This window comes from Paenibacillus sp. LHD-38, from assembly GCF_031157315.1.
Lineage (GTDB): Bacteria > Bacillota > Bacilli > Paenibacillales > Paenibacillaceae > Pristimantibacillus.
In genome coordinates, this window is the sequence record NZ_JAVIFU010000004.1 from 1 (window position 1) to 25,820 (window position 25,820).

General features: G+C 48.8%; 21 protein-coding genes and 1 pseudogene. 15 read left to right on the forward strand and 7 right to left on the reverse strand.

Annotated elements, in window-relative coordinates; genetic code table 11:
• Positions 1-479 (reverse strand): transposase (locus tag RCO25_RS04635; RefSeq protein ID WP_308994969.1); only part of this gene is annotated, 479 nt, incomplete at its 3' end.
• A gap of 80 nt (positions 480-559) precedes the next feature.
• Here RCO25_RS04635 and RCO25_RS04640 point away from each other — a divergent pair.
• Complete coding sequence (locus RCO25_RS04640; protein ID WP_308994970.1) at positions 560-763, forward strand: hypothetical protein; 204 nt, start codon at positions 560-562, stop codon at positions 761-763.
• A 764-nt stretch (positions 764-1,527) separates the two neighbouring features.
• Entirely contained in the window at positions 1,528-1,737 is a 210-nt protein-coding gene (locus tag RCO25_RS04645) for a hypothetical protein (protein WP_308994971.1), read from the forward strand.
• Between the two features lie 687 nt (positions 1,738-2,424).
• Here RCO25_RS04645 and RCO25_RS04650 read toward each other — a convergent pair.
• Positions 2,425-3,093, reverse strand: coding sequence for a hypothetical protein (locus RCO25_RS04650; RefSeq protein ID WP_308994972.1), 669 nt, complete (start codon positions 3,091-3,093; stop codon positions 2,425-2,427).
• Positions 3,094-3,415: 322 nt separating this feature from the next.
• Positions 3,416-4,318 carry a manganese catalase family protein gene (locus tag RCO25_RS04655; RefSeq protein ID WP_308994973.1) on the reverse strand — a complete coding sequence of 301 codons (903 nt, stop codon included), beginning with the start codon at positions 4,316-4,318 and terminating at the stop codon, positions 3,416-3,418.
• A 196-nt stretch (positions 4,319-4,514) separates the two neighbouring features.
• Between RCO25_RS04655 and RCO25_RS04660 the strand changes: the two genes are divergently transcribed.
• The 4 genes from RCO25_RS04660 (at position 4,515) to fumC (ending at position 8,087) form a co-directional block, all read left to right on the forward strand.
• On the forward strand, positions 4,515-4,826 hold the full coding sequence (locus RCO25_RS04660; protein WP_308994974.1) for a Dabb family protein: 312 nt from the start codon (positions 4,515-4,517) through the stop codon (positions 4,824-4,826).
• Positions 4,827-4,924: 98 nt separating this feature from the next.
• Positions 4,925-5,593 carry a bifunctional 2-keto-4-hydroxyglutarate aldolase/2-keto-3-deoxy-6-phosphogluconate aldolase gene (locus RCO25_RS04665; RefSeq protein ID WP_308994975.1) on the forward strand — a complete coding sequence of 223 codons (669 nt, stop codon included), beginning with the start codon at positions 4,925-4,927 and terminating at the stop codon, positions 5,591-5,593.
• Positions 5,594-5,687: 94 nt separating this feature from the next.
• A complete protein-coding gene (locus tag RCO25_RS04670) occupies positions 5,688-6,563 on the forward strand; it encodes a glycoside hydrolase family 43 protein (protein ID WP_308994976.1) in 876 nt (291 codons plus the stop codon).
• Positions 6,564-6,701: 138 nt separating this feature from the next.
• Positions 6,702-8,087 (forward strand): class II fumarate hydratase, encoded by a 1,386-nt coding sequence (gene fumC, locus RCO25_RS04675; protein WP_308994977.1) that lies wholly within the window; start codon positions 6,702-6,704, stop codon positions 8,085-8,087.
• Positions 8,088-8,268: 181 nt separating this feature from the next.
• Here the strand turns inward: fumC and RCO25_RS04680 are convergent, their stop codons facing one another.
• Complete coding sequence (locus tag RCO25_RS04680) at positions 8,269-8,832, reverse strand: guanylate kinase (RefSeq protein ID WP_308994978.1); 564 nt, start codon at positions 8,830-8,832, stop codon at positions 8,269-8,271.
• 181 nt (positions 8,833-9,013) lie between these two features.
• On the opposite strand from RCO25_RS04680, the gene RCO25_RS04685 reads away from it, so the two are divergent.
• The 6 genes from RCO25_RS04685 to RCO25_RS04710 all read left to right on the forward strand — a co-directional run bounded on the left by RCO25_RS04685 (position 9,014) and on the right by RCO25_RS04710 (position 17,017).
• The gene (locus RCO25_RS04685) at positions 9,014-10,948 is read left to right on the forward strand and encodes an ABC-F family ATP-binding cassette domain-containing protein (RefSeq protein WP_308994979.1); all 1,935 of its coding nucleotides are present in this window, start codon (positions 9,014-9,016) and stop codon (positions 10,946-10,948) included.
• Between the two features lie 43 nt (positions 10,949-10,991).
• Positions 10,992-11,624, forward strand: a complete 633-nt coding sequence (locus RCO25_RS04690) for a fumarylacetoacetate hydrolase family protein (protein WP_308994980.1) — start codon at positions 10,992-10,994, stop codon at positions 11,622-11,624.
• A 208-nt stretch (positions 11,625-11,832) separates the two neighbouring features.
• Entirely contained in the window at positions 11,833-12,540 is a 708-nt protein-coding gene (locus RCO25_RS04695) for a response regulator transcription factor (protein ID WP_308994981.1), read from the forward strand.
• Positions 12,537-13,853, forward strand: coding sequence for a sensor histidine kinase (locus RCO25_RS04700; RefSeq protein ID WP_308994982.1), 1,317 nt, complete (start codon positions 12,537-12,539; stop codon positions 13,851-13,853). The genes RCO25_RS04695 and RCO25_RS04700 overlap by 4 nt, the downstream gene beginning before the upstream one ends.
• 96 nt (positions 13,854-13,949) lie before the next feature.
• On the forward strand, positions 13,950-14,633 hold the full coding sequence (locus RCO25_RS04705; protein ID WP_308994983.1) for an ABC transporter ATP-binding protein: 684 nt from the start codon (positions 13,950-13,952) through the stop codon (positions 14,631-14,633).
• 809 nt (positions 14,634-15,442) lie between these two features.
• On the forward strand, positions 15,443-17,017 hold the full coding sequence (locus tag RCO25_RS04710) for an ABC transporter permease (protein ID WP_308995154.1): 1,575 nt from the start codon (positions 15,443-15,445) through the stop codon (positions 17,015-17,017).
• Here the strand turns inward: RCO25_RS04710 and RCO25_RS04715 are convergent.
• The 3 genes and pseudogenes from RCO25_RS04715 to RCO25_RS04725 all read right to left on the reverse strand — a co-directional run.
• Positions 16,951-17,136, reverse strand: a pseudogene (locus RCO25_RS04715) (Dps family protein); the annotation flags it as partial. The gene RCO25_RS04710 and the pseudogene RCO25_RS04715 overlap by 67 nt on opposite strands.
• Positions 17,137-18,727: 1,591 nt before the next feature.
• A complete protein-coding gene (locus RCO25_RS04720) occupies positions 18,728-20,707 on the reverse strand; it encodes a glycoside hydrolase family 15 protein (RefSeq protein WP_308994984.1) in 1,980 nt (659 codons plus the stop codon).
• 4 nt (positions 20,708-20,711) lie between these two features.
• Positions 20,712-21,740 (reverse strand): LacI family DNA-binding transcriptional regulator, encoded by a 1,029-nt coding sequence (locus tag RCO25_RS04725; protein ID WP_308994985.1) that lies wholly within the window; start codon positions 21,738-21,740, stop codon positions 20,712-20,714.
• Between the two features lie 493 nt (positions 21,741-22,233).
• On the opposite strand from RCO25_RS04725, the gene RCO25_RS04730 reads away from it, so the two are divergent.
• From RCO25_RS04730 to RCO25_RS04740, 3 genes are all read left to right on the forward strand, one after another.
• Positions 22,234-23,559 (forward strand): sugar ABC transporter substrate-binding protein, encoded by a 1,326-nt coding sequence (locus tag RCO25_RS04730; protein ID WP_308994986.1) that lies wholly within the window; start codon positions 22,234-22,236, stop codon positions 23,557-23,559.
• A 104-nt stretch (positions 23,560-23,663) separates the two neighbouring features.
• Positions 23,664-24,977 carry a carbohydrate ABC transporter permease gene (locus RCO25_RS04735; protein ID WP_308994987.1) on the forward strand — a complete coding sequence of 438 codons (1,314 nt, stop codon included), beginning with the start codon at positions 23,664-23,666 and terminating at the stop codon, positions 24,975-24,977.
• Positions 24,978-24,979: 2 nt separating this feature from the next.
• Positions 24,980-25,819: a sugar ABC transporter permease gene (locus tag RCO25_RS04740; RefSeq protein ID WP_308995155.1), complete on the forward strand. Its 840-nt coding sequence runs from the start codon at positions 24,980-24,982 to the stop codon at positions 25,817-25,819.
• Position 25,820 lies beyond the last annotated feature (1 nt).

The following is a 25,820-nucleotide window of genomic DNA, read 5'->3' on the forward strand; positions in this document are numbered from 1 at the left end:
CCCCAGATCGCTTGGGCCTTTTTTCGTAATACCAGTAGTGCGGCAGTTTCCGCTAAAGCTGATTCTTTCCGTTGAAGTTCTCGGGTCAAGGCTTTAACCTCTTGTTCTTTCGTTCGAAGATCCTTTTGCAGATTGCTCGCTTGCTCGGCTATCCCGCCATTTGCTTGCATGCAAGCATCGCGCCAAGCCTCTACCTGCTCGACGAACAGCCCTCTGGCACGACAGTATTCCGACAACTCAATCTCACTTAACGCAGCTGTTTCCACCACGATGGCAAACTTATCTCGCGTACTCCATCGCTCTGCCGGTTGTGCGCCATCAGGCATGATCATTCCTTGCGCTTTGGCTGCCTTCTTCCACTTGTACAGTGTCGTTTCCGATAGTCCGGTTTCTCTGGCTATCTGACTGACAGGCTCGTTATTTGGCGGCATCATGCGTTGCAAGATGCTCTGCTTCAATTCCTTGTTCACTTGGTTCATTGTCCTCCACCTCGGCCTCTTTTTCCTCACTATACGTTCTTTTGAGGGGGGCGACAACTATTCTGACACAGGGGGACCCCTTGCTCCGTATTGGTAATGCTCATACTGCTGGTAATGCTCATACTGCTGATAATGCTCATACTACTGGTAATGCTCATACTGCTGGTAATGCTCATACTGATGGTAATGCTCATACTGCTGATAATGCTCATACTGCTGGTAATGCTCATACTGCTGATAATGCTCATACTACTGGTAATGCTCATACTACTGAATATCGGTAACAACTAACCAATCGCTGCGTACACTGCACTTTGTACAACAGAAAACGCAAATGCGGAGCGAACGAGTGGCTACGCTGCAGAAAGTACAGCAGAAACAGCCTGTTAAGGGACTAAAGAGTCTCAATGGTCGGATTCTGCTGCAGAAACTGCAGTGTAGCAAGAGCGTGGTTACTTAACAGACGATTAGAGTGTACAAACTGCAACGTAGCACAGGTTAGTGTTAGGAATTTGTTGTTAGTGCTACTAGTATTGCTAGTGTTACTAGTATTGATAGTATTGAAAGTATTAATAGTATTGATAGTATTGAAAGTGCTGGTAGTGCTGGTAATGCAGGTAGTGCAGGTAGTGATGGTAGTGCTGGTAGTGCTGGTAGTGCTGGTAATGCAGGTAGTGCAGGTAGTGATGGTAATGTTGAAAGTGCTGAGAGTGCTGAGAGTGCTGATAATGCTCATACTGCTGAATATCGAACAGAACTAACCAATCGCTGCGTACACTGCACTTTGTACAACAGAAAACGCATATGCGGAGCGCAGGATGGGCTACGCTGCAGAAAGTACAGCAGAATCAGCCTGATAAGGGACTAAAGGGGTTGAATGGACTGATTCTGCTGCAAAAACTGCAGTGTAGCAAGAGCGTTGTTACTTAACAGACGATTAGAGTGTACAAACTGCAATGTAGCACAGGTTAGTGTTAGGAATGTGTTGCTAGTGTTACTAGTATTGCTAGTGTTACTAGTATTGCTAGTATTAATAGTATTGATAGTATTGAAAGTGCTGGTAGTGCTGGTAGTGCTGGTAGTGCTGGTAGTGCTGGTAGTGCTGGTAGTGCTGGTAGTGCTGGTAGTGCTGGTAATGCAGGTAGTGCAGGTAGTGATGGTAGTGCTGGTAATGCAGGTAGTGCAGGTAGTGATGGTAATGTTGAAAGTGCTGAGAGTGCTGATAATGCTCATACTGCTGAATATCGAACAGAACTAACCAATCGCTGCGTACATTGCACTTTGTACAACAGAAAACGCATATGCATAGCGCAGGATGGGCTACGCTGCAGAAAGTACAGCAGAATCAGCCTGATAAGGGACTAAAGTGGCTGAACGAACTGATTCTGCTGCAAAAACTGCAGTGTAGCAAGAGCGTGGTTACTTAACAGACGATTAGAGTGTATAAACTGCAACGTAGCACGGGTTAGTGTTAGGAATGTGCTGCTAATGCTGATAGTGCTGGTATTGATCCTACTGCTCCTGCTGCTGTGTTCACAACTAACCAATCGCTGCGTACATTGCACTTTGTACAACAGAAAACGCATATGCATAGCGCAGGATGGGCTACGCTGCAGAAAGTACAGCAGAATCAGCCTGATAAGGGACTAAAGGGGTTGAATGGACTGATTCTGCTGCAAAAACTGCAGTGTAGCAAGAGCGTTGTTACTTAAGAGCCGATTAGAGTGTATAAACTGCAACGTAGCACCAGGTAAACACAGGAACGAACAAAGACCAAACAAAGACCAAACAAAGACCAAACAAAGACCAAACAAAGACCAAACAAAGACCAAACAAAGACCAATCAAAGGGCCGAACAAAGGGCCGATTAAAGTAAAACAAAGGACTAAACATGGGCCAAACAAAAATCTAATAGCGTTTTAGCCTAAACGGGTCTTTGCTGGATCTACAACAAAGATTCCAAGGCGCCTTCGGCGAGTTCATAGAAACGTATGTCTCTGCCGTTGACTATAGGACGAAGCAGTTTTTTCTCGACTAGCGAATGTAGTCTAATTCTGGCTGTGCGAAAATTCAAATTCAGATGATTCTGGACATCCTTGGGGCGTATTTTGCGGCCTAATGACCAAGCTAATTTAAGGACTTCTCGCTCTTTCAGGTTCATTGGTGTACTGGAGCTGCTGCGTATTAGATGAGGAGCAAGGGACATTTGAAGCAGCATGCGGCATATTTCAGGGCGCTTCTGTACATCATCAAAAGTGAAATGGAACATCTTCCAGCCCATTGCGGTTAAAAAGTTATCACGATTCACGGCATAGCTGTGCTTTTCTCTGTCCATATCTTTAATGTGGCTCTGAAAACCGTCGCATTCCAGCCCAAACTGACCAAACTCAGGAAGAAAAGCAAAATCAAGAAATTGCGACTTGCGGTTCCAATCATAAATCTCGTATTCGGGATGCAGGTTATGGAAATTACCGAAAAGCGGCCACCATACGTTTTGGAGCAGCAGCTTCTCCGCATAACCATGTCCTCTTACCAACCTTCCTTTGCGTTCCCCGGATCTTTTTCGCTCATGCTGCTCTAAAAAATCACAATAGGATTGCTCAAAGTCACTCATTGCAACAGGCCCCCTTCTGAAAATAAAAAAAAACGCCCTAATGCCAACAGAATGGCTTTAGGACGTTCTTCGTCTGCTGCAAGTATATCATTCATATGGTTAAGGACCAAGCATATCTAATAAAGATAGATGAAGCTGTCCAGCTAGCTGATCATATTTCTCATTTCCAACGCGACAGGTCAGAACTTCCAACCTTATTGTCATCTAAACAGAATAGATGCCTAGTAGTTAGTTGTAAAAGCGCGCAGCTGCTGCTGACGCGCTGAATATCCGACGTGTGGAGTTAGCAATCGGCTCAACCTAGAGACTTTTATCTTTATCGTTACTCTTTAATATTACCTTCCTGCTTAAGCCGTTTGGCGACCGCTTTAAAGTCCTCTGCGGAGATTCCAGGTGCGAACTCCTCTTCTACAGAAGGGGCTTCAGGAATCGGGAAACCTTTTGGCGAACCTTGAATAACCTCAAGCGGGAGAGCATCCTCGGGATGCGTTCCCTTCCAAATTTGATCGATCGTGGAAAAGTCAGTATCGCTCCAAGTGTAAAGCTTCGTGTGCACGCCTTTTTCTTCGTATTTCCTAGCCTCGTTAAATGATTTGTTGCTCAAGGAAGGAATCGGCACTAATTTCGTTACATTAACGCCTGTCGCAATTTCCAGCGCCTTGGCATATGCAACGACGTGAACGCCGCCCCGAACGAGGAGAAAACCTACGACTGCGCGCGCAGCGGGGTGGTCCGTCATTTCGTATACCTTCATTTTATGCGTTCTAGCCCCGCATTCGAGGAAGAAGTTATGCAGCAAATCCTCAACCAGATTTCCGCTGTTAAACACGTTGGAGCCGGTCCATGGATTCCCCATCGAGTCAAATGGCATAGCGCCTTGCGCGCCGGAAAGGAAGTGATAGGACAAGCGTGCGTCTTGAACGGAGCCAAGCGGCGTTTTGTCTGGCTCTTTATAGTCAGTTGAGCCTCTCAAGCATTTGTTGATAGCATGCGATACAAGCTCGACATGGCCAAGCTCTTCCGTTGTGATGCTCATCACCAAGTCATAGAATGGCTTAAGTTTATCTTTTGAACGGAAGTTAAAAGATTGATACAGGTAATGGTTTAACGTCGACATCTCTCCAAACTTACCGCCAAGCAGCTCTTGTACGGCAGCCGCAGCGTTAGGGTCCGGTTTTTCAACATTCGGGATCTCGATTATAATCTCATCCATACGTGTAAACATTCGTTTATCAACATTCCAATATTTACCTAGTCATACCCCGAATAGTTAAACATATCCTGCGTTGGTTAAACAGCAGCATGCTGGCACAGCCGATTGCCTTAAAGCGATTATTGAATGAAAACGTTCCACTAAACAGCTTGTTTATGTTACTTTTAAAGGAATCATTTCATTTCATTAAACAAAGGGAGCGATCTGGATGTCAGCGCAAACAAAAGAGTGGATCTTGCATTCGGTTATTTTCAACTTAAAGCATGAGCAGGGCTCGGAGGCGGAGCGTCAGTTTTTGGAGGACGGCGAGCGGATTTTAACTTCGATCCCGACGGTAACGAACTTTCAAGTTTATAAGCAGGTAAGCGGTAAAAATGACTTCCGTCACGGCTTTGCCATGGAATTTGCGAACCAGGCTGATTATGATGCGTACAACGAACATCCGCTCCATGTGCAATTTGTGAATGAACGCTGGGTAACCGAAGTCGAAAAGTTTTTAGAGATTGATTACGTGAAGTAGGACAATGATTGAAGAATTGTTTAAAACAGCATATAATGAGCGTTAGGGATAGCACATTTTCGAACAAATACGAACATAATGGGAAGAGGGACAAACGGATGAAAAAGCTTAGAGTGCTGCAGCAGCTGACGGATGCCGGCGTTGTAGCTGTGCTTCGCGCAGACTCGCCAGAGGAAGTTGTGGAAATGTCGCGCCGCGCGATCAAGGGCGGAATCAAAGCCATCGAGATTACGATGACGGTACCTTTCGCGCTTCGCGCGATCGAGCAATTATCGAAGGAATATTCTAGCTCCGTATCACCAGATGCGGATAACTTTGCCATTATCGGCGTGGGGACCGTGCTTGATCCGGAAACGGCGCGCGCGGCTATTTTGGCCGGTGCTGAATATGTCGTATCTCCAGCTCTTAACCCGGATACAATCAAGCTTTGTAACCGCTATGCGATTCCGATTTTGCCAGGCACCATGACGATTCACGAAATTCAAACCGCATTGGAGCTTGGTGTTGATATCGTGAAGCTATTCCCGGGCAACCTTTACTCTCCGAGCGTGATTCCTTCTATAAAAGGACCGCTGCCCCAGGCGAACGTTATGCCGACAGGCGGCGTATCGCTCGACAATTTGAAGGACTGGATCAAGGCAGGCGCAGTTGCGGTCGGTATTGGCTCCGATCTGACGAAGGATGCTGTGAAAACCGGCGATTTCTCACTCATCGAGAAGAAGGCGGCTGCTTATATCACAGCTTATCGCGAAGCGAAAGGGCTGTAGCCTAATACCCTGATAGAGAAGCTTAACCTCTGTCAGGGTATTTTTTTCAAGTGCGTACGCAAAAACATCAATTCACTGGGGGAGACATGAGCTAATGATAAAACGTGAAGATATTCGCATTCGGGATCCATATATTCTTGTTGATGAGCAGGCAGGCTGTTATTACCTTTACGGTACGACAGACGAGACCGTGTGGTCTGGTCCGGGAACAGGCTTTAATACATATCGCAGCACGGATCTGGGGCAGTGGGAGGGTCCTTTCCCGGCGTTTAGACCGGAGCCTGGCTTTTGGGCGGATCATCACTTCTGGGCGCCTGAGGTGTATTTTTATAAAGACAGCTATTATATGTTTGCCTCCTTTAAGTCGGACGACAAGCGCCGGGCAACGCAAGTATTGATAGCCGAAAGCCCTGTAGGCCCCTTTGAACCGCTCATCAAAGAGCCGGTTACGCCGGCCGAATGGGAATGTTTAGACGGAACGCTGCACATTGACGAGGATGGTACGCCTTGGATGGTATTTTGCCATGAGTGGGTGCAGGTGAGGGATGGGAAAATGTGCGCCATTCCGCTCACTTCGGATCTGAGCGAAGCAGCAGGAGAGCCGATCACGTTGTTCGCTGCTTCGGAAGCACCTTGGGCGGTAGCTGGCGGGGATGACAAGGATGTCTATGTAACGGATGGACCGTTCCTGTTCAGAAATCAGGCGGGTGAACTGCTCATGTTGTGGTCAAGCGGATCGAAGAACGGTTATGCGATTGGTATCGCGCGCTCGGAGAGCGGTAAGGTAGAAGGACCTTGGAAGCAGGATGAAGAGACGCTGTTTCCTGAGGACGGCGGACACGGCATGCTGTTCCGATCCTTGGAGGGAAGCCTAATGCTGGCTATGCATACGCCAAACAATCAGCCGGAGGAACGGGCTGTCTTTATTGAAGTCATCGAAACAAATGGAACGCTGCAAAGAAAATCCTGAATGAAGCTTACATCGCTCCTCGATTGCTGTTAGTTCAAGCAGATTATGCAGCATTGCTTGATTCTGAGCGGGAATAGCGTTATAACAGAAACAGGGTCATTAGAGACAAACCAATTGATTAAAGGAGTCGTTCAATTAATGGATTATCGGATTGAGAAGGACACGATGGGTGAAATTCAGGTTCCTGCAGACAAGCTGTGGGGCGCTCAAACGCAAAGAAGCCTGCAAAACTTTAAAATCAGTGGCGAGCGCATGCCGATCGAAGTCGTATATGCTATGGCTTATATCAAAAAAGCATCAGCGCAAGCCAACGAGAAGCTTGGTGTGCTGGATGCGGCAAAATCAGCCATTATCGGCGAGGCCGTAGATGAAATCGTTGCAGGCAAATGGGATGACCATTTTCCACTAGTAGTTTGGCAAACAGGAAGCGGCACGCAAACGAACATGAACGTAAACGAGGTCATCGCTAACCGTGCGAACGGTTTGCTTGCTGAACGCGGAAGCGATGTACGCATTCACCCGAACGATGATGTAAACCGCTCGCAAAGCTCGAACGATACCTTCCCTGCAGCGATGCACATCGCTGGCGTTATCGCGCTGGAGGATCGTTTGCTTCCATCGCTTGACCTGCTTAACGGTACGCTCCGCGCGAAAGCGGAGAAGTTTAACGATCTAGTGAAAATCGGCCGGACGCATCTGCAAGATGCTACGCCAATCACGCTCGGTCAAGAAATTAGCGGCTGGTACTCGATGCTGGACAGAACGCGTGCCATGCTTGTTCAAAGCGTGGAAACTATGCGTGATCTAGCGCTCGGCGGTACAGCGGTTGGTACGGGCCTTAACGCACATCCTGACTTTGCAGTCGCGGTAGCAGAGGAAGTAACGGCGCTTACGGGCAAAACCTTCGTGACGGCTGAGAACAAATTCCACTCGCTGACAAGCCATGATCAAATCGTGTACACGCATGGCGCGGTTAAAGCGTTGGCAGCGGATTTGATGAAAATCGCAAATGATGTGAGATGGCTCGCAAGCGGACCTCGCTGCGGTATCGGCGAAATTTCGATTCCTGAGAACGAGCCGGGCAGCTCGATTATGCCAGGTAAAGTGAATCCGACCCAAAGCGAAGCCTTGACGATGGCGGTTTGCCAAGTCATCGGTAACGATACGGCGATTTCGATGGCGGCAAGCCAAGGTAACTTCGAGCTTAACGTATTCAAGCCTGTTATCATCTATAACTTCCTGCAATCGGTAGCGCTGCTTGCTGACGGCATGGTATCGTTCAACGATAATTGCGCGGTTGGCATTGAGCCGAACGAAGCGGCAATCAAGCGCAATCTCGATCAATCGCTTATGCTCGTTACGGCACTTAACCCGCACATCGGTTACGAGAATGCGGCTGCAATCGCGAAAAACGCCCATAAAAAAGGTCTTACTTTAAAAGAGTCAGCTATTGCAAGCGGCTTGCTTACTTCCGAGCAATTCGACGAGTTTGTACGACCTGAGAACATGATCGGCAAACGTTAATTTATAGCTGAAAGGGCCTGCACCGTCTTTTGAAGACGAAGTGCAGGCCCTTTTTTTATATATAAGAGTTTATACGTTTACACATTATAAATGTGCTTATATATCTCCGTGAAACGTCTGTTTTGCCATTTGCCGCAGAGGACGGCGAAAGCCGCTTGCGCTTGCCTAATCAATAAGTTTTCTATTCGCTTGGTTTTAGATAGCTGTTTATAATGGCTCGGATTTGCTGAGCAGTCCGCTCCAGCGACAGGTTCTCGATAATATGCTCGCAGGATTTGCGGTAAGTGACTTCTTCGGAATAATGGCTGAGGTAGCTGTCAATAATCTCATAGCTCGTGCCTTTGCTTTCCAGCCGCTCGTACACCGTTTTCTTATCCACGTAGAGGAAAATCCGGATGGCTCGCTCACCGTACAGCTTGCGAATCGTATCCGCGCCCTCGCGGTTGAGAATAAGATAGACGCTGTTGCCGGCTTGAAGCGCCAAATCGAGATAGCGCCGGCCGATTCCATAGCGGTGCTGATCGATTTTGACCAGTTCGGTGAAGAAACCGTCCGCTGCCAATTGATCGAATTGCTCCTTGCTGACATATCGGTAATCCATATCAGGACGTTCTCTATCACGTGGCGGCCGGTCGGTGCAGGAGGGGATATGCAGGATACCGGAGCCTTGCAAGGCTTTATGCGCCGCGGTCTTGCGGCCGGAACCGCTTGTGCCGGTAAATAGAAATAAATAGGGCTTACCCATTCGGGATCACTCCTTCCTCTTACTTATTATATCGACATTAACCGTGGGAATATTGATTAGTATTTTGCAAGGGGAGATGGGGCTGCCAAGGCTTGCGTAAAGTGAAGATAAAACCTTTTTGTGGTATGATACGAGTGGCTGCTTTTGCAGCTATACTATTTCAAAAAAGTAGGTTTGCCTTATGCATTCATTGTCTGTAGAACATATAACGAAGAGCTATGGCGAGAAGCTGTTGTTCGAAAATGTCACGTTCGGCGTAGAGGATGGCGATAAAGTCGGCATCATTGGCGTGAACGGGACGGGGAAGTCGACCTTCCTTAAGGTGATTGCGGGCCTCGAGCCGGCAGATTCGGGCACGATATCCATCGGTAACCGGGTAACGGTCAGAATGCTGTCGCAGGATCCGGTTTTTGCACCGAATGAAACAACGCTCGAGCATGTGCTAGGCGGTGATACCCCGCAGCTTAGAGCAGTACAGGCCTATGCAGCGGCAATGGAAGCCATTGAGCTAAAGCCTAGCGATGCCGCACTTCAGGAGCAGCTCATCAAAGCCAACCAGCTCATGGATGAGTTTGATGCGTGGCAGCTGGAGAGCGACGCGAAGATGGCATTATCCAAGCTGGGCATTTATGATTTTGAGGCGAAGGTAGAGACCTTATCGGGCGGTCAGCGCAAGCGTGTCGCTATGGCGGCCGCGCTCTTGCTTCCATCCGATGTGCTTATTCTCGATGAGCCTACGAACCATATTGATAATGACTCCGTCGCCTGGTTGGAGGGTATGCTGCAAAAGCGCAGAGGCGCGCTGCTCATGATTACGCATGACCGTTATTTCCTTGATCGTGTCAGCAATAGAGTGATCGAGCTGGATAAAGGGCAAGCCCATTTCTATCAAGCGAACTACAGCCGCTTTCTGGAGCTGAAGCTGGACCGTGAAGAACGGGAAGCTTCAACGGAATCGAAGCGTCAGAATCTGCTGCGTAACGAGCTTGCATGGATTAGACGAGGCGCAAAGGCGCGATCGACGAAGCAAAAAGCGCGTATCGATCGGTTTGAAGCGCTTAAGGCGGATGCGCCGAAGCAAGCGGGCGGGAAGATGGACGTATCGGTGGCGTCTACTAGACTGGGGCGGAAAATCGTTGAAATCGAAGCCGTAACGAAGCGCTTCGGTGACCGGACGCTGATTCGTGATTTCAGCTATATTGCGGTTCCCGAGGATCGGGTCGGCATCGTCGGCCGCAACGGCAGCGGAAAATCGACGCTGCTAAAGCTGATAACCGGACAATTAACGCCGGATGAGGGCACGGTTGATCTTGGCGCAACGGTTAAGCTGGGCTGGTTCTCGCAGGAGCACGAGGAAATGGATCAATCTCTGCGCGTGATTGAATATATTCGCGAAGCTGCGGAGCAGGTGAAAACGGCAGATGGAACGACGATATCGGCGGGCCAAATGCTGGAACGTTTTCTGTTCTCGCCGACTATGCAGTGGACGCCGATTTCCAAGCTGTCCGGCGGCGAGAAACGCCGTTTGCAGCTTTTGCGCGTGCTAATGAACGCGCCGAATGTGCTGCTGCTGGATGAGCCGACGAATGATCTCGATATTTCGACGCTTACGGTGCTTGAGGATTATTTGGATGATTTTCCGGGAGTCGTGTTCGTGGTTTCCCATGACCGCTACTTCCTCGATCGTACGGTCGATAAAATAGTCGCGTTCGAAGGCGATGGCGTGATTACGCATCACACCGGCAATTATTCGGACTATCAGGAGTTTGTCGCGAAGCACGGCGCAGCTGCGCCGGCTGCAACTGCCGCTCCGAAAACGGCTGCGGCTGTTGTCCCGAGCAGCACGGAAGCTCCTGCGAAAGCGGCAGGCAAAGAACGTACGCTCAAAATGTCCTACAAGGACCAGAAGGATTTCGAACAAATCGACGGCTGGATTGAAGCCGCGGAAAACGAAATCACTGAAATCGCAGGACGCATGGAAGCGGCAAGCAGCGACTCTTCACGTTTGCAGGAGCTTGCTGCTGAGCAGCAGCAGCTGGAAGAGAAGCTGGAGAAGCTAATGGACCGCTGGGCAGAGCTGAACGAATTGGCAGAGCAGATCGCAGCTCAGAAATAAGCTGCTGCAAGATAACATATAGGACAGAGGGGCGGCATTGTTCATGAGCAATAACGAGGTTCGTAATATTTATTGTATTGGCCGCAATTATAGGCTCCACGCTTTGGAGCTGGGCAACGAGGTTCCAGATGAGCCGCTTGTGTTCACGAAGCCGTCTCACGCCATTGTCCCGATGGCCGGCAATGTCGTTTCGCTTCCGGCGAATGTGGGCGAGGTGCATTTTGAACTGGAGATCGTGCTGCGTATCGGCCGGGCTTACGAGCCGGGTATCGATATAGAGCAATGCGTTGACGGCATGGCGCTGGGCCTTGACTTAACACTTCGCGATGTACAGTCTAAGCTGAAGGCAAAGGGCCAACCGTGGCTTGCGGCAAAAGGCTTTAAGGGCTCCGCTCCGCTAGGAGAATGGCTGCCATATCCGGGTGCGGCTGCGCTTGCGGAGACTGAATTCGTGCTTTTGCGCAATGGAGAAGAAGCGCAGCTTGGCAAAGCAAGCGATATGCTGTTCGGTGTTGCTGAGCTGATTCAATACGTAGGCGAGAATTACGGGCTGGGCGAAGGCGATATTCTGTATACGGGAACGCCGGCCGGCGTTGCGGCTTTGCATGAAGGCGATCAGCTGCAAGCCCTGTGGGCGGGCAAGCCTGTGGGCAGATGCAGCGTAACGTTTGTATAAATTTAGGAAAAGCTTCAAGTCAAAATAATGTGTGCAAGAAGACAGTTCTTCCTTACTTGGAAGAGCTGTCTTTTTTTGAGATATAAGAAAGTATAAATTTTAATGTTATACGATGCTTATATTTCACCGCGAAACGAGCTTTTGCTGCCATAGAACAGTGACAACTGTTTACACTTGTGTAACAATTTGCATAGGGGAGCGTGAGTGGATGTTGAAAGTGGTATGGATTGAGGATGAGAAACAGCTGCTGCAGGAATGCGCTGATTATTTGAGCAAGGAATCGGTAGAGGTGCATGGTGCTTCTTCACTCATGGAAGCTGAGCGTCTTATTCCGCAGGTGCGTCCGGATTTACTGCTGGTCGATTGGATGCTTCCTGGCGCAGTGAGCGGAATAGAGATATGCAAGCGGAATGAAAAAGAGTGGCAGCTGCCCTTCATTATGGTTACGGCGAAGGGGGATGAATTCGATAAGGTACTGGCGCTTGAGCTCGGCGCGGATGATTATTTAACGAAGCCGTTTGGGCTTCGTGAGCTAAGCGCGCGAATAAAAGCGGTAATGCGCAGAGCAGGCAAGCCGGGGGAGGCTTCTTTGCCTGCGGCGGAAGCTGCCGTTATTCATCAGGGTCCGCTCATGCTGGATCGGCAGCGCTTCGCGGCCGAGCTCGGAGAGCAAAGGCTTGATTTGACCCGCACGGAATTTCTGCTGCTCTGGAAGCTGGCGGCCAATCCTGGAAGGGTATTTACCCGCACGCATCTAATGGATGAAGCGCTTGGCGACGGTTTTCTAGGCTATGAGAGGACGCTGGACTCTCATATTCGTAATTTGCGGCGGAAGCTGGAAAGCGGAGATGAAAGGCTTGAGCTTATTCAAACGGTATACGGTGTTGGCTACCGCTTTACGGAGGTGTTCAAATGAGGAGCGGGAGTCACGCAGGGTTTTCGCGGCGAGAGAAGCGCTCGTTAGTTCTCATAAGCGCAGGAGCTGCTTTGCTGACGCTTGCTTGCTCACTATGGCTGTCGTTTTGCGCCGATCGGGCAGAGCAAGAGAAGCTGGCGCTTTTTTGGAACGGGTATGCCAAATTATTTTATGAGAAAACGGGGAGCTGGACTGGATTTGAAGAACGACTTCAATCCGATCGTTATATGGTTGATTCCAATAAGTCTCTAATACTCAGAGCCTATGGCCTTGACGGAAAATCTGCTATAGCAGGATGGAATGCCAATAAGAATGACAATCTTCAGGCGCGCAAAATAGCCATTCTTTCGAATGGCAAAATTGTCGGTTATACGCAGGCAATGGTTGAGACCCCTAAATCAGCCGCTATTCGCATTGTTATTCCGCCGCTTGTGTCCCTGTTGCTTGCCTATGTTATCGGTGCTTGGGCGATTCGCCGCTCGCAGCGAGAAGCGAGGCAAACGGAGCAGCGCATAGCTGCTGCGATAGCGGAGCGGGCAGATCTAACGGGCGAGAAGCATGCGTATCATCGCGAAGATTCTCTAAATCGTGTGTTGGAACAAGTGGATCAGCTGGCGCGAAGGGTTGAACGGCTGGAAACCGTGAGGCGCACCATGGTGGCGGATATCGCCCATGAGCTTCGAACGCCGATTGCGGTTATGCGGGCGCAGCTGGATCATGCCATTCAAGAGGGGAAGCCGCTGCCCCTCGAGCGAATCGTGCCGCTTCATGATGAGACGCTAAGACTCACGAAGCATGTTCGTGATCTGCAGGAGCTGTCACTCGCTGAATCGGGTCATCTGCCTCTGAGCAAAAGCTGGTTTTCATTATCGAAGCTTACTGCGGATGTTGCCGAGACACTGGCTGTCGGGACGGAGGAGAAAGACATACATACGAGCATCGCCATGGATCAGGATATTCGGGTTTATGCGGATGAGGCCCGGGTCCGCCAAATTATTATCAATCTGCTCGGCAATGGGCTCCAGCATGCGCGCGATGAGCTGCGAATAGAGCTTCGATTAAAGGACGGACAGGCTGAGCTGACGATTGCTGATGATGGTCTCGGGATCGAAGCGGAGGAGCTTGCCTTTGTGTTTGAACGCTTTTATCGAGGCGGGGACCAGCTCAAAGCGAGCAAGCGCGGGGTTGGCCTTGGTTTAGGGCTTGCGATAGCTAAGCAATTCACACTCGCGCATGGCGGAAGGCTAAGCGTGTCAAGCCAGTATGGAGCAGGGGCCGCATTTACGTTATGCCTGCCGATTATAGAAGGCTAGAAATCTGCACAAGTTCTGCATATTTGCTCCATGATGAGTGCATATCGATTTGCTAGAGTGAAAGCATTCGATGGAACAAGAGGTGAAGATCGACCAATGATTACGGTAAAAGGTTTAACGAAGACGTATGGCAAAGGAGAAGCAGCAGCCAGGGCGCTGCGCGACGTTACATTTACGATCAACAGCGGTGAAATGGTTTCCATTACAGGTCCCTCCGGCGGAGGGAAATCGACGCTGCTGCATGTTTTGGCAGGCATTGAATCCTGTGACAGCGGCGAGATTTGGATTGGCGACGCGCCCATTCATCAGTGGGATGATCGGAAAATAGCAAAGCTGAGGCTTGCGAAAATGGGGTTTGTTTTTCAAGCATATCATCTCGTACCGGTATTAAACGCCTGGGAAAATACGGCGCTTCCGCTGATCGCATCGGGCGTCCCGGCGAATAAGGCCAAAACGAGAGCGCTTGAAGCGCTCAAAGAGGTTGGCCTCGAGGGAAAAGCCAAACAATACCCAGGTGCTCTATCAGGCGGTCAAAACCAACGGGTAGCCATTGCCCGCGCCATTGTAGGAAAGCCGGCAATCCTTTGGGCGGACGAGCCAACTGGGGCGCTGGATACCGAAACGTCTGAACAAATTATCGGGATGCTGGAAATGCTGAATCGTCATCATGGAACGACCATCGTCATGGTCACCCATGATCCGCTGGTTGCTAATCGGGCCTCTCGTTCGATTCGCTTGCAGAATGGCCGTGTCGTCCATGACGGAGGCGGTCTTCAATGATTATATCCGGGATTGTCTGGCGGATGGCGCTTGGGCATTTGAAAAAACAATGGAAGCAGACGCTGATCACGATAATGGCGGGAGCTATCGGAGCCATGCTGATTGCTATCAGCGTGGTAAACTATGAATCCATACAGCGCAGCGGAGAAGTATGGATCGAGACGCATCTCGGTCCTATCCATTGGAAGCTGACACCGAAAACGCTTGATGGCAGCGATTTTACAGGGCAGGAAGTCACTCATTTGCTGGAGAATGCCCGTAGGGTAAATGACGGCTTTATCTTGCTGCCCTATGTGAAGACGGAAGCTGCTTTATTTACGACGACGGTGAATACGGGTGAGGAAGCAGCATTGAAAAACATCCTGTTCATGGGGTTTCCCATGGAGGATGCGGCGAGGTTGGATCCTGCTGACGCGGAGCTTTGGAAAGAAGGCCTCGCTGATGACGAGCTGATTATCAATCGGAAAATGGCCAGATTGCTCGGCGTCGATGTCGGCGATGTCTTATCCGTAACGACTTCCAAACGAGATCGGCTATTTCGAATTCATGCCGTGGTGCAGCAGCGGGGCTTGACGGGCTATCAGGAATCCGGTGCATTCGCCGGTACGGTTATTGGCACGGAGCATGCTGTTCGGGAGCTGTCCGGTCAAACGGGCGATGGTTATGCAGCCATTTTGGCAGGAGCCACGGATCCATCAGTAGACTTGCAAGGAATGTATATCGATCCGGATTACCCTTACAAGATTGAGTACTTAAAGCATGATTTCAAAAGTAAGGTCAAGCAGATGAATTATTCGTTCATTATCGGCATGATCAGTATCGTTGCGATCGTTTCCTGCATGCTGTTCATGCGCCAGGTGCTGGTGATGATTGGCGAGTCTAGACAACAAATGTACGGCATCCTGCGGACGATTGGTTTTACTAAAGGAAACATAGCAGCGATGTTTACAGTGGAAGCGATTTTGCTCTCTCTTGCCAGTGCGCTGCTTGGGACGATTATCGGGATTGCAGGCGGCTACGGCCTTGTTCGATTATTTTATGGGGCATATGCAGCTGAACTGGCACGTATGGCAGGCAGCCCAATGCCGGTTCATCCTTATGTATCGCTGGGAAGCGTGGCAGCCGTTTTCGCGGCAACGCTCTTTTTTCTCAGCATGATTTCTGTCTTTACGGCACGTAAAGTAAGCAGATTTTCTATTGCAGCAGCATTGCGCGGACCTTCAGAAGGGGAGGGGGGAGAACGGGCCAAAGGCGGCAGACGAAAGAGAATCTCTATTATTTTCATGATAGGACTGGCAGCTTCATGCATTCATTTTATTTTTGCTTTCGTTCAAACTCCTGCTCTAGATGGCGGAAATTTACTCCTCATAGCAACGACCTGGCTAATAGCTTGTTGTTTCGTGCTTTTTATTGTTCTGTCAGCACTAGACAAGCTAGCGATCCCTTTGCAAAAGCTGCTGCGTCTGATCGGCATACCTCCTTTATCGTTGATGATGGCGATCAAATATCCGCGTCGGCATAGCGGGAGAACATATACGGCTGCGCTTTTGTTTGCGCTAGTTATGATGACGATCACCTTTGTCGTTTGCATCATGCAGTTGATTCTCGCGAATGGCAATGTGGATCGGACTAACCAAACCCTATTTGGTTTTGGGGGCTATGCTTCGTACAGGACTGCGCAGGAAAAGGCGGAAATTGAGACAGCGGCTGCAAAGGATCCGTTTATTCAGGAGCATCTAAAGGGATCGCTGAACATTGAGCCCTATATGTTGACGATGATGGAGCGCGGAATGGCACAAGCCGTTGTTCCGGTTACTGAGGAGCTTCTGCGTGATAATCATGTTCGCCTGCTAGGCAGGTCGCCGGCCTTTTCGAGTGATGAAGCCGCTTGGGAAGCGGTATTAAATGACCCTAAATTTATTATTCTTCCTCATTTTTATATGATGAAGGATCCTTTGTCTTTTGGGGATATCACTCTTTTAAAAGCTGGAGACACCGTTACGCTTCCCATTTACGAAAGTAAGCTTAGAACGAATCAGGACGCTTGGGAACCGGCTGAGAAGCGCGAGTTTATTGTTGCCGGCTTTGTGCCCAATGACGCAGCCCCGCTGCTCATGGACTTCTATGGCGCTACCTTTATGCACAAGGCAGTTGCGGAGGAGCTTCGTCCTTTTGGACATAAATGGCCAGGACAAGATGATCTTGGTTTTGTTTTGTTCAAATTTGATTATAAGGATGTGCTGCTCGCGCAGTCGCTGGAAGAAAGGTTCGCCATTCAAGGTGTCCTGACCTTTACCGTTCCTTACTTGAAAAACTCATCTTCAACGTGGAGCGCAGCCTCCTCATATAGCTCTTGGAACTTAACATGCAAAGTGAAAAACTGAGAGCCTTTCACATACCAGTGATAGTTATGGAGTTTGATGTAAAGCAAGCTCCAGTTGGCGATTTGATGGTTCAGGTGCTCTTGTACGGTTGTCGATTTTGCCGTTATTGCTGTAGTCATATTGATCATCCTTTCTGAGGGTAGTTTGCGCTATTAACAGGAAGTGAATACGAAATGAATAAGGATAAATACGATGGATTTGATTTAGATCAATTCCTTATTTATAATTATTACAAATTACATGTTTCCTGTCAATACTAATACACTCATAATCACGAAGTGAATCAGGCAGCCGAACATATGATGTGGAAAAAAAAGGTTTATGGAGTGGAGGCGAAGCAGCAGATGGGTAGGGTACGGATGAATTGAAGGGAGCCATTGGTGCTCGAGCGGAAAGGGAAAAGCGCATCGGCTGACTCAGCCGGTGCGCTTTTTTATATACAGTCATGCTATTAACTATTTATCGGATTAACAATTCCTCGGATTTGCCTGCCCAAACGCTGAATGAGCTTAAGCTAAGCTTGTTAATCAGAGCAAAAGTCAGTGCCGCGCGCCAAGTTACATTGTAGTTTGTGCAACAGAATCGAATGTTATCCGGGTTTTTACTAGCTACGATGCAGTTTATGCAGTAGTTTGACTCTTCGAAGGCGCATTCGGCGCCAAAGGGCTGATTAGGCTGCATTAACTGCAGTGTACACGATGAATTGGAGAGTCGGCAAGGTTTCTGTTGTATTTAATACACTGTACGTGTCGGAGTTAAGACAAGGTCATAAATGGTTTGTTCCGGTAATGCCACGCGCCAGGCTTGTGGTACTTTATACACTGTACGGCTTAGTTGTATCTGGTTCGTAATTGGTTTATTCCCGAAAGGCCACACGTAAAGCTACATTGTAGTTTGTACAACAGAATCAATTTTAGCCAAGCCTTCCCTAGCTACGATGCAGTTTGTGCAGTAGTTTGGCTCTTCTAAGGCGCATTCGGCGCTCAAAGGGCCGATTAGGCTGCATAAACTGCAGTGTAGGCAATGAATTGGAGAGTCGGCAAGGTTTCTGTTGTATTTTATACACTGTACGGCTTAGTTGGATCTGATTCGTAATTGTTTATTCCCGAAATGCCACACGTAAAGCTACATTGTAGTTTGTGCAACAGAATCGAGTATTAGCCAAGCCTTCGCTAGCTACGATGCAGTTTATGCAGTGGTTTGGCGCTTTTAAGGCGCATTCGGCGCTCAAAGGGCCGATTAGGCTGCATAAACTGCAATGTAGGCGATGGATTGGAGAGTCGGCAAGGTTTCTGTTGTATTTTATACACTGTACGTGTTGGAGTTGGGACAATGTCATAAATGGTTTGTCCCGGTAATGCCATGCGCCAAGCTTCTGTTGTACTTAACACAGAACGGCTGATTTGGATCAGGCTAATAAATGGTTTGTTCCAGTTCTAATAATGCCGCACGTAAAGCTACATTGTAGTTTGTACTACAGAATCGAATGTTAGCCAAGCCTTCCCTAGCTACGTTGCAGTTTGTGCAGTAGTTTGACTCTTCTAAGGCGCATTCGGCGCTCAAGGGTCTATTAGGCTGCATAAACTGCAATGTAGGCTATGAATTGGCGGTTGGGAAAAAGCTTCTGTTGTATTCTATACACTGTACGCCCAAGCTGAGAGCTGATCGGGACTGTGCTGGGGCATGCGATTCTCAGATCAGCAGCTAAGTTTATACTTGCGAATGGTTCGCTGCTGCTTCAAGGGAGGCTGCCGCTTCCGCGTCTGCGAGCATAAAGATCGTGAGAATAAACATCGCATGTGACCAAGTGAGCGGCACGACCCATGCGGTTTCGCCGGTATTTTTGTCTACTTGCTCAGGCAGCAGGCCGGTTTCGGTGCGATGATCGATTGCCCATTTGAGCAATTGCTTTGCTTCGTCAAGGATTCCCGTTTGAATACGATAGTGTGCGAGCCACAACGTCGTGAGAATCCACGGATTGCCGCCGATATAGATGTCATCCTCATAACGCTTAATTCCGCCCACGCCTGGAACAGTTAATGCAGCCTCAACTGCGTCGGCCGTACTGCGCATATATGGGTGATCTGCAGGTACGGCGCCAAACGGAACGGAGATGCCGAGCAGGCTGATATCGAGTACGTCGTCATGGTTGATGATGTGTTTTTGGTAGCCTTTGTTGCCTTCAGTCACATAACCGGTTGCGCCGTCCGCAAGGGCCTGCACGTATTTGCTTGAATGAACGGTGAGTTCTACGCCGCGGTAGAAGCTTCCGCCGGCTTCATTCCAGCACAGCTCTTTAATGGCAGCAGAAATCCGTTCTGCCGCAGCCGTCCATTCGGCAGCGAGCTCAGGCTTTCCAGCAAGCTCGGCAAAGCTGGCAGCCGCCGTCAAACCGCCGTATACAGCGGCGGAGGAGTAAGTATGCGAAGCTTCGCGTTCCTCCCATAAATCAATGCTTGGCTTAGGCAGGCCGTTCTCCGAGTTGATGAAGCTAATGAGGAAGGAAGCACCTTTCTCGACTGCGGGCCAAACCTGCTCCGCGAACTTCCCGTCCTTGTTCTCTAAGTAATGCTGCCACATTCCCCATATAATCGACGAACCCTCGTCGATTTGAAGTCCCCATGACGGAGCAAGGCTGCCGTCGTGATAGTGGCGCTGCTGCCATGAGCCGTCAGGCGACTGCGCTGTGAGCGTCCATGCATAGAAGCTGTCGGACAAGGCTCCAAGACCTGCTCTATCAAGCGCAGTTGTAATGAATGCGGCATCTCGGCCCCAACAGAACGAATATCCGCCACAGCGGACAAAATTTTCATCAAATTCCGGCGCAGCGATAATGCTGCCGGTTTGCTCGTCGGACATGAGTTTAAACATAAGCAGGGAACGGTCATACAGCTCTGAAATCTCAGTATCTTCAAATGGGCAAGGAGCAGCCGCTGCCAAAAAATCAAGCCAATAAGCCGTGGTTTCCGCGATCCATTGCGCGCTTTCCTTTTCTTTCGCTGCCCGCATTTGCTGCAATGCGCTTTGTTCGTCATGCCCGGCTGTCAAGTATACGGGAACGGTTACGGATGCACCTGCTGCAAGCGAGTCAATCTGCCATTTTAAAGCCCCGTCGGGCTTCATATCTATGTTATTTCCATTCAATTGGCCGCTCTGCGCGGAGTCCCAAGTAAGACCTGCTTGGTAACCTGTGCATACGTTTGCACTCGAAAGCGCAAAATAATACTTATGACGAAAATGAACCAAAGCGTCGTCAGCGGCAGCGAACAACGTTGTGTTGTACAGCTGATTTTCGCTGACGAGGAAGGAGGAATGAACGATAAACGAGAAAGAAACGGGTTGATCGCTTGAATTCGTAAAGGTATACTCGCGTACAATCGTATCTTGACCGGGAACCGCGAGATGCAGGCTGCTTACGTGAAGAGGCTGCTGTTCAGAACGGGCTTTAACGCGGAAAATATTCGTTTTGGCCACATATTCAGCCGTATGCTGCCAGCCATCTGCCTCTTCATCAAACCAAGAAACAGATGATTGCTCGAATTGAATACCGGTGCGAATGGCGTCAACATGCTGAGGCAGATCAATATTCGGCCACCACAGGCGGTACATTTTTCCTGTGCGGCCAAACGATGCAAGAAACTTGGAATTGCCGATAATAGCGTCTACTAAATAAGGTTTTTTATCTGACATGGGGTCAGCTCCTTTTGGATATGTTCTGTATGGATGAATCGCGAACAATTAGTCTGTGCGGAATAATCATTCGGTTTTGATGCACACTCTCTTCTTGGATGAAACGGATCAGCATTTGCGATGCCGTATAGCCAAGCTGATAGGTTCCGATGTCAATGGAGCTGATCGGAGGCGTAGCCAGTTCTGATAGGGCAATATTATTGAAGCTGACAATGCTCAAATCTTCCGGAACCTTATAACCTAGCTCCGTCAGGCCGCGCAGTACGCCGAATCCGACAACATCATCGATGACGACGAGGCCGCTTGGCCGCTCAGGCAAGCTCATCATGAAGGACATGGCGCGATAGCCGCTTTGTTGAAGAAATTCGCCCTCCACAATCCATTCCGATCGGACCGGCAAGCCGGCTTCATGCATCGCCCGTCGGTAACCCTCCATCCGATCATGCGCAACCGTAAGCGCTGGCGGTCCGCTGACGAAGCCGATTCTTTCATGGCCCTGTAAAATTAAATGCTGAGTCGCATCATAGGCGGCCAACTCATTGTCATTGTCGACGGATAATATATTAGGACGATCCTCGGTCCGGCCAATCAATACGGTAGGGAAGCTATGTTTATTCAGCAGGTCGATTAAAGGATCATTTACCCGTGACGATAACAAAATTACGCCGTCTACCCGGCGTCCGAACACAAGGCGAGATACCGTTTCCATTTCATCGCTAGGAGAAGTTGCAGCCGCAAGCAGCATATCGTAGCCTGCTCTTGTCGATTGTGTCAGTATGCCGCGCAGCAATTCACCGAAGAAAAAATCCTGAAAGAGCTCTTCGGCAGGGCGGGGCAGCATTATAGCCAGCGTTTGGGTTGTTTTTGAGACAAGGCTCTTCGCCATCACGTTTGGATGATAGCCCATTTCCTCCATAAACCGTTTGACCTTCTGCGTTGTAGCCTTACTTATGCGAGGGTGATTAGAAACGACCCTGGAAACCGTAGAAGGCGACACTCCGGCAGCTTTAGCAATATCTTTAATGGTTACCATAGTAAGCCCTTCCCCCATTGCGCAATCATGCGTGCTTTATATGCTTCATCCTAATGCAATTGTTGCCTAAAAGTAAATATATATGTTAGTTAAGCGTTTCACAAATGATAAAAAACTGAATGAGAGAGAGAAAAGCGAAGAAAAGAGGAGATAACCGAATATTTATTCCGAATATTGAACTGTGCAAACGTTTTAACAAATGCACTGCCTTGTTGTATGATGAAGCCACGAATAGAACGCTTTCAAAGCAGTTCCTTCTGACATGCATCGCGAAAAACGGCAAAAATGCTGATTGCGGAGCATTTTTTACAACAGGTTGTACAAACGTTTGCGCAACGCATGAAAAGAGCTGTTTCTAATGGGAACAAGCGGCTGCGAGCGATAATCAAATGGATTGTACGAGGAATTCTGCTGTAAAGGATCATGAAGAACCGTTTGAACGGCGCCGATTCAGTAAAGGCATGGAACACATTATGGAGGGGGATCACCTAGCATGAAAAAGTGGTTTGTAATGTCATTAATTGTTGCCTTATTTATCGTATCCGCATGCGGCGGCTCGAACAACGGTGGGAAAACGGAAAATGCGGCTGACGCAACAAATGCTCCTGCGAACACGAACAACACAGCGGGGAATGCAAATGAAGGAGCAGCAGCTTCCGAAGAGATAACTCCAGAGGAAGGCGCATCCTTGCTTGTATGGGAAAGTAAAGAAGAGCGTCCTTTTGTCGAAGCAATCGCGAAGGAATTTACTGAAAAATACGGAATCGAAATTAAATTCGAGGAAATCGGCGCAGGAGATCAAGTTAACAAGCTGGTTACAGACGGCCCTGCCGGTCTTGGCGCAGACGTTGTACTGTTCCCGCATGATAACCTTGGTAAAGCGGTTACGGCAGGATTGGTTTTGCCAAATGATTATTACGAAGAGCAATCCAAAAGCGCAAACTCGGAAATCGCCGTAAATGCGGTAACTTATGACGGTGTGCTTTATGGATATCCGCGTTCGGTTGAAACCTATGCACTATTTTATAACAAAGCTCTAATCAAAGAAGCTCCAAAAACGTTTGAAGAGGTTGTTGAGTTTTCGAAGACATTCAATGACACGAAAAATAACAAATACGGTTTGATGTGGGATGTTGGTAACTTCTACTTCAGCTATCCGTTCATCTCGACAGGCGGCTATGTTTACGGCGATAACGGCCAGAACAAAGATGATATCGGTTTGAACACAGAAGGCGCCATTAACGGCCTGAAATACTACGGTTCCCTGAAAGACAGCATTTTGCCTTTGAACTCCGGCGATATCAACTACGATATTAAAAAAGGCTTGTTCACTGGCGGTACACTGGCAATGGATATTAACGGTCCTTGGACAATTGGCGATTACAAAAACGCAGGAATCGATTTCGGCGTAGCGCCATTGCCGAGCATTAACGGCCAACCTGCTTCTTCCTTCTCGGGTATTAAAGCTTGGTATGTAAACTCATTCTCGAAATACCCGAATGCTGCTCGTCTATTCTCTTACTTTGCATCGACTAAAGAAGCACAGCTGAAAAACTTTGAGCTGACGGGCGCAATTCCTGCTAACAATGAAGCTGCTGCGGATCCTGCCGTGCAAGGAAATGAAATCGTTAAAGGCTTCCTTGAGCAGTTCAACCAATCAACGCCAATGCCATCCATCCCTGAGATGGGCAACGTTTGGAGTCCAATCGGTGCAGCCTTCGCTGACGTATGGAATTCAGGCAAGGATGCGAAAGAAGCGCTTGACAATGCCGTTCAACAAATCAAAGACGCTAACAACGGCGCCGCGGCAGCGAAATAGTATCAACTCATCGGGTTCACCCGCCGAATCGATTCGGCGGGTGAACCGATGTTTATCATCCAGAGCAAGATGTTTTTTATATGAAAGGAAGGGAGTCAGGCGGGATGAATCGTCATCGCAACACCGCGGCTTTATTGTCACTGCTCGTAATGGGTCTTGGACAATTGTATAACCGTCAATTTATAAAGGGCATCATTATGCTCGCTGTCGAAGCGGCGGCACTTATGTATTTCATTCCGAATTTAGGCAGAGCCATTTGGGGTGTCGTAACACTAGGCGATAAAACACAAGGACTAGAGAAAATTGGTAAAATCAGTGTTCGTGTAGAAGGGGATCATTCGATCTTTCTGTTGATTAGCGGTTTGATTACATTATTGTTATTCGCGCTTTTTATCGTAATCTATATTATGAATATCCGCGATGCACATCGGGGGGGCAACCGAAGAGATGAAGGGATTAAGCCAACAAGCTTCAAGCAAACATTAGCTTATGTGATGGATCGTAGTTTTCCACACTTAATGCTGACGCTGCCGGCACTAGGAGTATTGTTCCTAACCATAATGCCGATCATCTTCATGGTCATGCTTGCTTTCACTAACTATGCGTCGCCTGATCATATTCCGCCGGCTAAACTGGTTGACTGGGTAGGTTTTCAAACGTTTGCTAATCTGTTGACGCTCAAGACGTGGAGCCATACATTCGTAGGCGTATTTACTTGGACGATTGTTTGGGCGGTTATCGCGACGGTAACGACGTATTTCGGCGGCTTGCTGGTCGCTTTGCTCATCGAGCAGAAGGGGATTCGCTTCAAAAAATTATGGCGTACGATTTTCATTATTCCATACGCGATTCCTCAGCTTATTTCCTTGCTGGTTATGAAAAATCTGTTTAACGGGCAATTCGGTCCGGTCAATCAATATTTAGGCTACTTCGGCATGGGCAAGCTGCCTTGGCTGACAGATCCTTTTTGGGCTAAGGTAACGGTTATCGTGGTTAATATGTGGATTGGTATTCCGGTGTCGATGGTACTTATTCTCGGTGTATTGACGGCTATTCCTAAAGACCTGTATGAAGCGGCCGACGTAGACGGGGCGACTGGCATCCAGAAATTCCGAATCATTACTTTACCATTTGTCTTGTTCTCGACTGCGCCGATTTTGATTACGCAATTCGCCGGCAACATGAACAACTTTAACGTTATTTTCTTGCTTACGAACGGCGACCCGGTTAAAGGGGACTATCAATTTGCAGGCAGCACGGACTTGCTTGTAACCTGGCTGTATAAACTGACGCTTAACAATAGCCAATTCAATATGGCATCAGCGATCGGGATCATTATTTTCTTGATCGTGGCATCGTTCTCCATTTATAACTATCGCCGCTCGCGGTCATTCAAAGAGGAGGATATGATTCAATGAAAATGGGCCGCAAAACCGCTAACTTTGTTCGACTGACGCTGAGCTATTTCGTTCTGATCGTGATCGCCGTCTGCGCTATCTATCCTGCTCTTTGGGTGCTGCTATCATCACTCCGCCCGGGTACGGCTCTATTTAGCGAGAGTCTTATTCCGGACTCCTTCACTATTGTACATTACAAGGAGTTGTTCAACAGCCCAAGCTTCCGCTATGGGGTTTGGTACATGAATACGCTGAAAATCGCGACGTTAACGATGATTTTCTCCACGATACTTGTCACGCTCAGTATGTATGCCTTATCGCGTTTCCGCTTCCGCGGACGTAAGATGACATTGACGATAATGCTCGTCCTTGGCATGTTCCCGGGCTTTATGAGCATGATCGCGATCTTCATTTTCTTACTGCAGCTAAACCTACTGGATACGCACGCAGCCTTAATTATCGTATATTCCGCAGGTGCGGTGCTGGGCGGATTTGTCGTCAAAGGCTTCTACGATACGATTCCGCGGAGCTTGGATGAAGCGGCTCGAATCGACGGCGCTTCGCATTTGCAGGTTTTTGTGAAAATCATGCTTCCGCTGTCGCGTCCGATGCTGACGTATGTGGCGCTGACGACGTTTGCGGGCTCCTGGGTTGATTTTATTTTTGCCAGATTGGTGCTGCGCAGCAAAGACAACTGGACGCTTGCCGTCGGGATGTGGGACCTGGTCAACTCTTATCAAAATAGTAACTTTACGCTATTTGCCGCCGGTGCGGTCTTGATTGCCATTCCGATTACTTTGCTGTTCGTCTTCCTGCAGCGCTTCCTAGTGCAAGGATTGATGTCCGGCGCATCGAAAGGGTAAA

What these genes read in the sequence shown, in the direction of transcription:
- RCO25_RS04665 (WP_308994975.1), top strand. Translation starts at nt 4,925, where the DNA reads ATGAAAAAGCTTAGAGTGCTGCAGCAGCTGACGGATGCCGGCGTTGTA.
- RCO25_RS04720 (WP_308994984.1), bottom strand. Translation starts at nt 20,707, where the DNA reads ATGTCAGATAAAAAACCTTATTTAGTAGACGCTATTATCGGCAATTCC.
- RCO25_RS04730 (WP_308994986.1), top strand. Translation starts at nt 22,234, where the DNA reads ATGAAAAAGTGGTTTGTAATGTCATTAATTGTTGCCTTATTTATCGTA.
- RCO25_RS04735 (WP_308994987.1), top strand. Translation starts at nt 23,664, where the DNA reads ATGAATCGTCATCGCAACACCGCGGCTTTATTGTCACTGCTCGTAATG.
- RCO25_RS04690 (WP_308994980.1), top strand. Translation starts at nt 10,992, where the DNA reads ATGAGCAATAACGAGGTTCGTAATATTTATTGTATTGGCCGCAATTAT.
- RCO25_RS04680 (WP_308994978.1), bottom strand. Translation starts at nt 8,832, where the DNA reads ATGGGTAAGCCCTATTTATTTCTATTTACCGGCACAAGCGGTTCCGGC.
- RCO25_RS04705 (WP_308994983.1), top strand. Translation starts at nt 13,950, where the DNA reads ATGATTACGGTAAAAGGTTTAACGAAGACGTATGGCAAAGGAGAAGCA.
- RCO25_RS04695 (WP_308994981.1), top strand. Translation starts at nt 11,833, where the DNA reads ATGTTGAAAGTGGTATGGATTGAGGATGAGAAACAGCTGCTGCAGGAA.
- RCO25_RS04725 (WP_308994985.1), bottom strand. Translation starts at nt 21,740, where the DNA reads ATGGTAACCATTAAAGATATTGCTAAAGCTGCCGGAGTGTCGCCTTCT.
- RCO25_RS04700 (WP_308994982.1), top strand. Translation starts at nt 12,537, where the DNA reads ATGAGGAGCGGGAGTCACGCAGGGTTTTCGCGGCGAGAGAAGCGCTCG.
- RCO25_RS04685 (WP_308994979.1), top strand. Translation starts at nt 9,014, where the DNA reads ATGCATTCATTGTCTGTAGAACATATAACGAAGAGCTATGGCGAGAAG.
- fumC (WP_308994977.1), top strand. Translation starts at nt 6,702, where the DNA reads ATGGATTATCGGATTGAGAAGGACACGATGGGTGAAATTCAGGTTCCT.
- RCO25_RS04660 (WP_308994974.1), top strand. Translation starts at nt 4,515, where the DNA reads ATGTCAGCGCAAACAAAAGAGTGGATCTTGCATTCGGTTATTTTCAAC.
- RCO25_RS04710 (WP_308995154.1), top strand. Translation starts at nt 15,443, where the DNA reads ATGATCAGTATCGTTGCGATCGTTTCCTGCATGCTGTTCATGCGCCAG.
- RCO25_RS04670 (WP_308994976.1), top strand. Translation starts at nt 5,688, where the DNA reads ATGATAAAACGTGAAGATATTCGCATTCGGGATCCATATATTCTTGTT.
- RCO25_RS04655 (WP_308994973.1), bottom strand. Translation starts at nt 4,318, where the DNA reads ATGTTTACACGTATGGATGAGATTATAATCGAGATCCCGAATGTTGAA.
- RCO25_RS04740 (WP_308995155.1), top strand. Translation starts at nt 24,980, where the DNA reads ATGGGCCGCAAAACCGCTAACTTTGTTCGACTGACGCTGAGCTATTTC.
- RCO25_RS04650 (WP_308994972.1), bottom strand. Translation starts at nt 3,093, where the DNA reads ATGAGTGACTTTGAGCAATCCTATTGTGATTTTTTAGAGCAGCATGAG.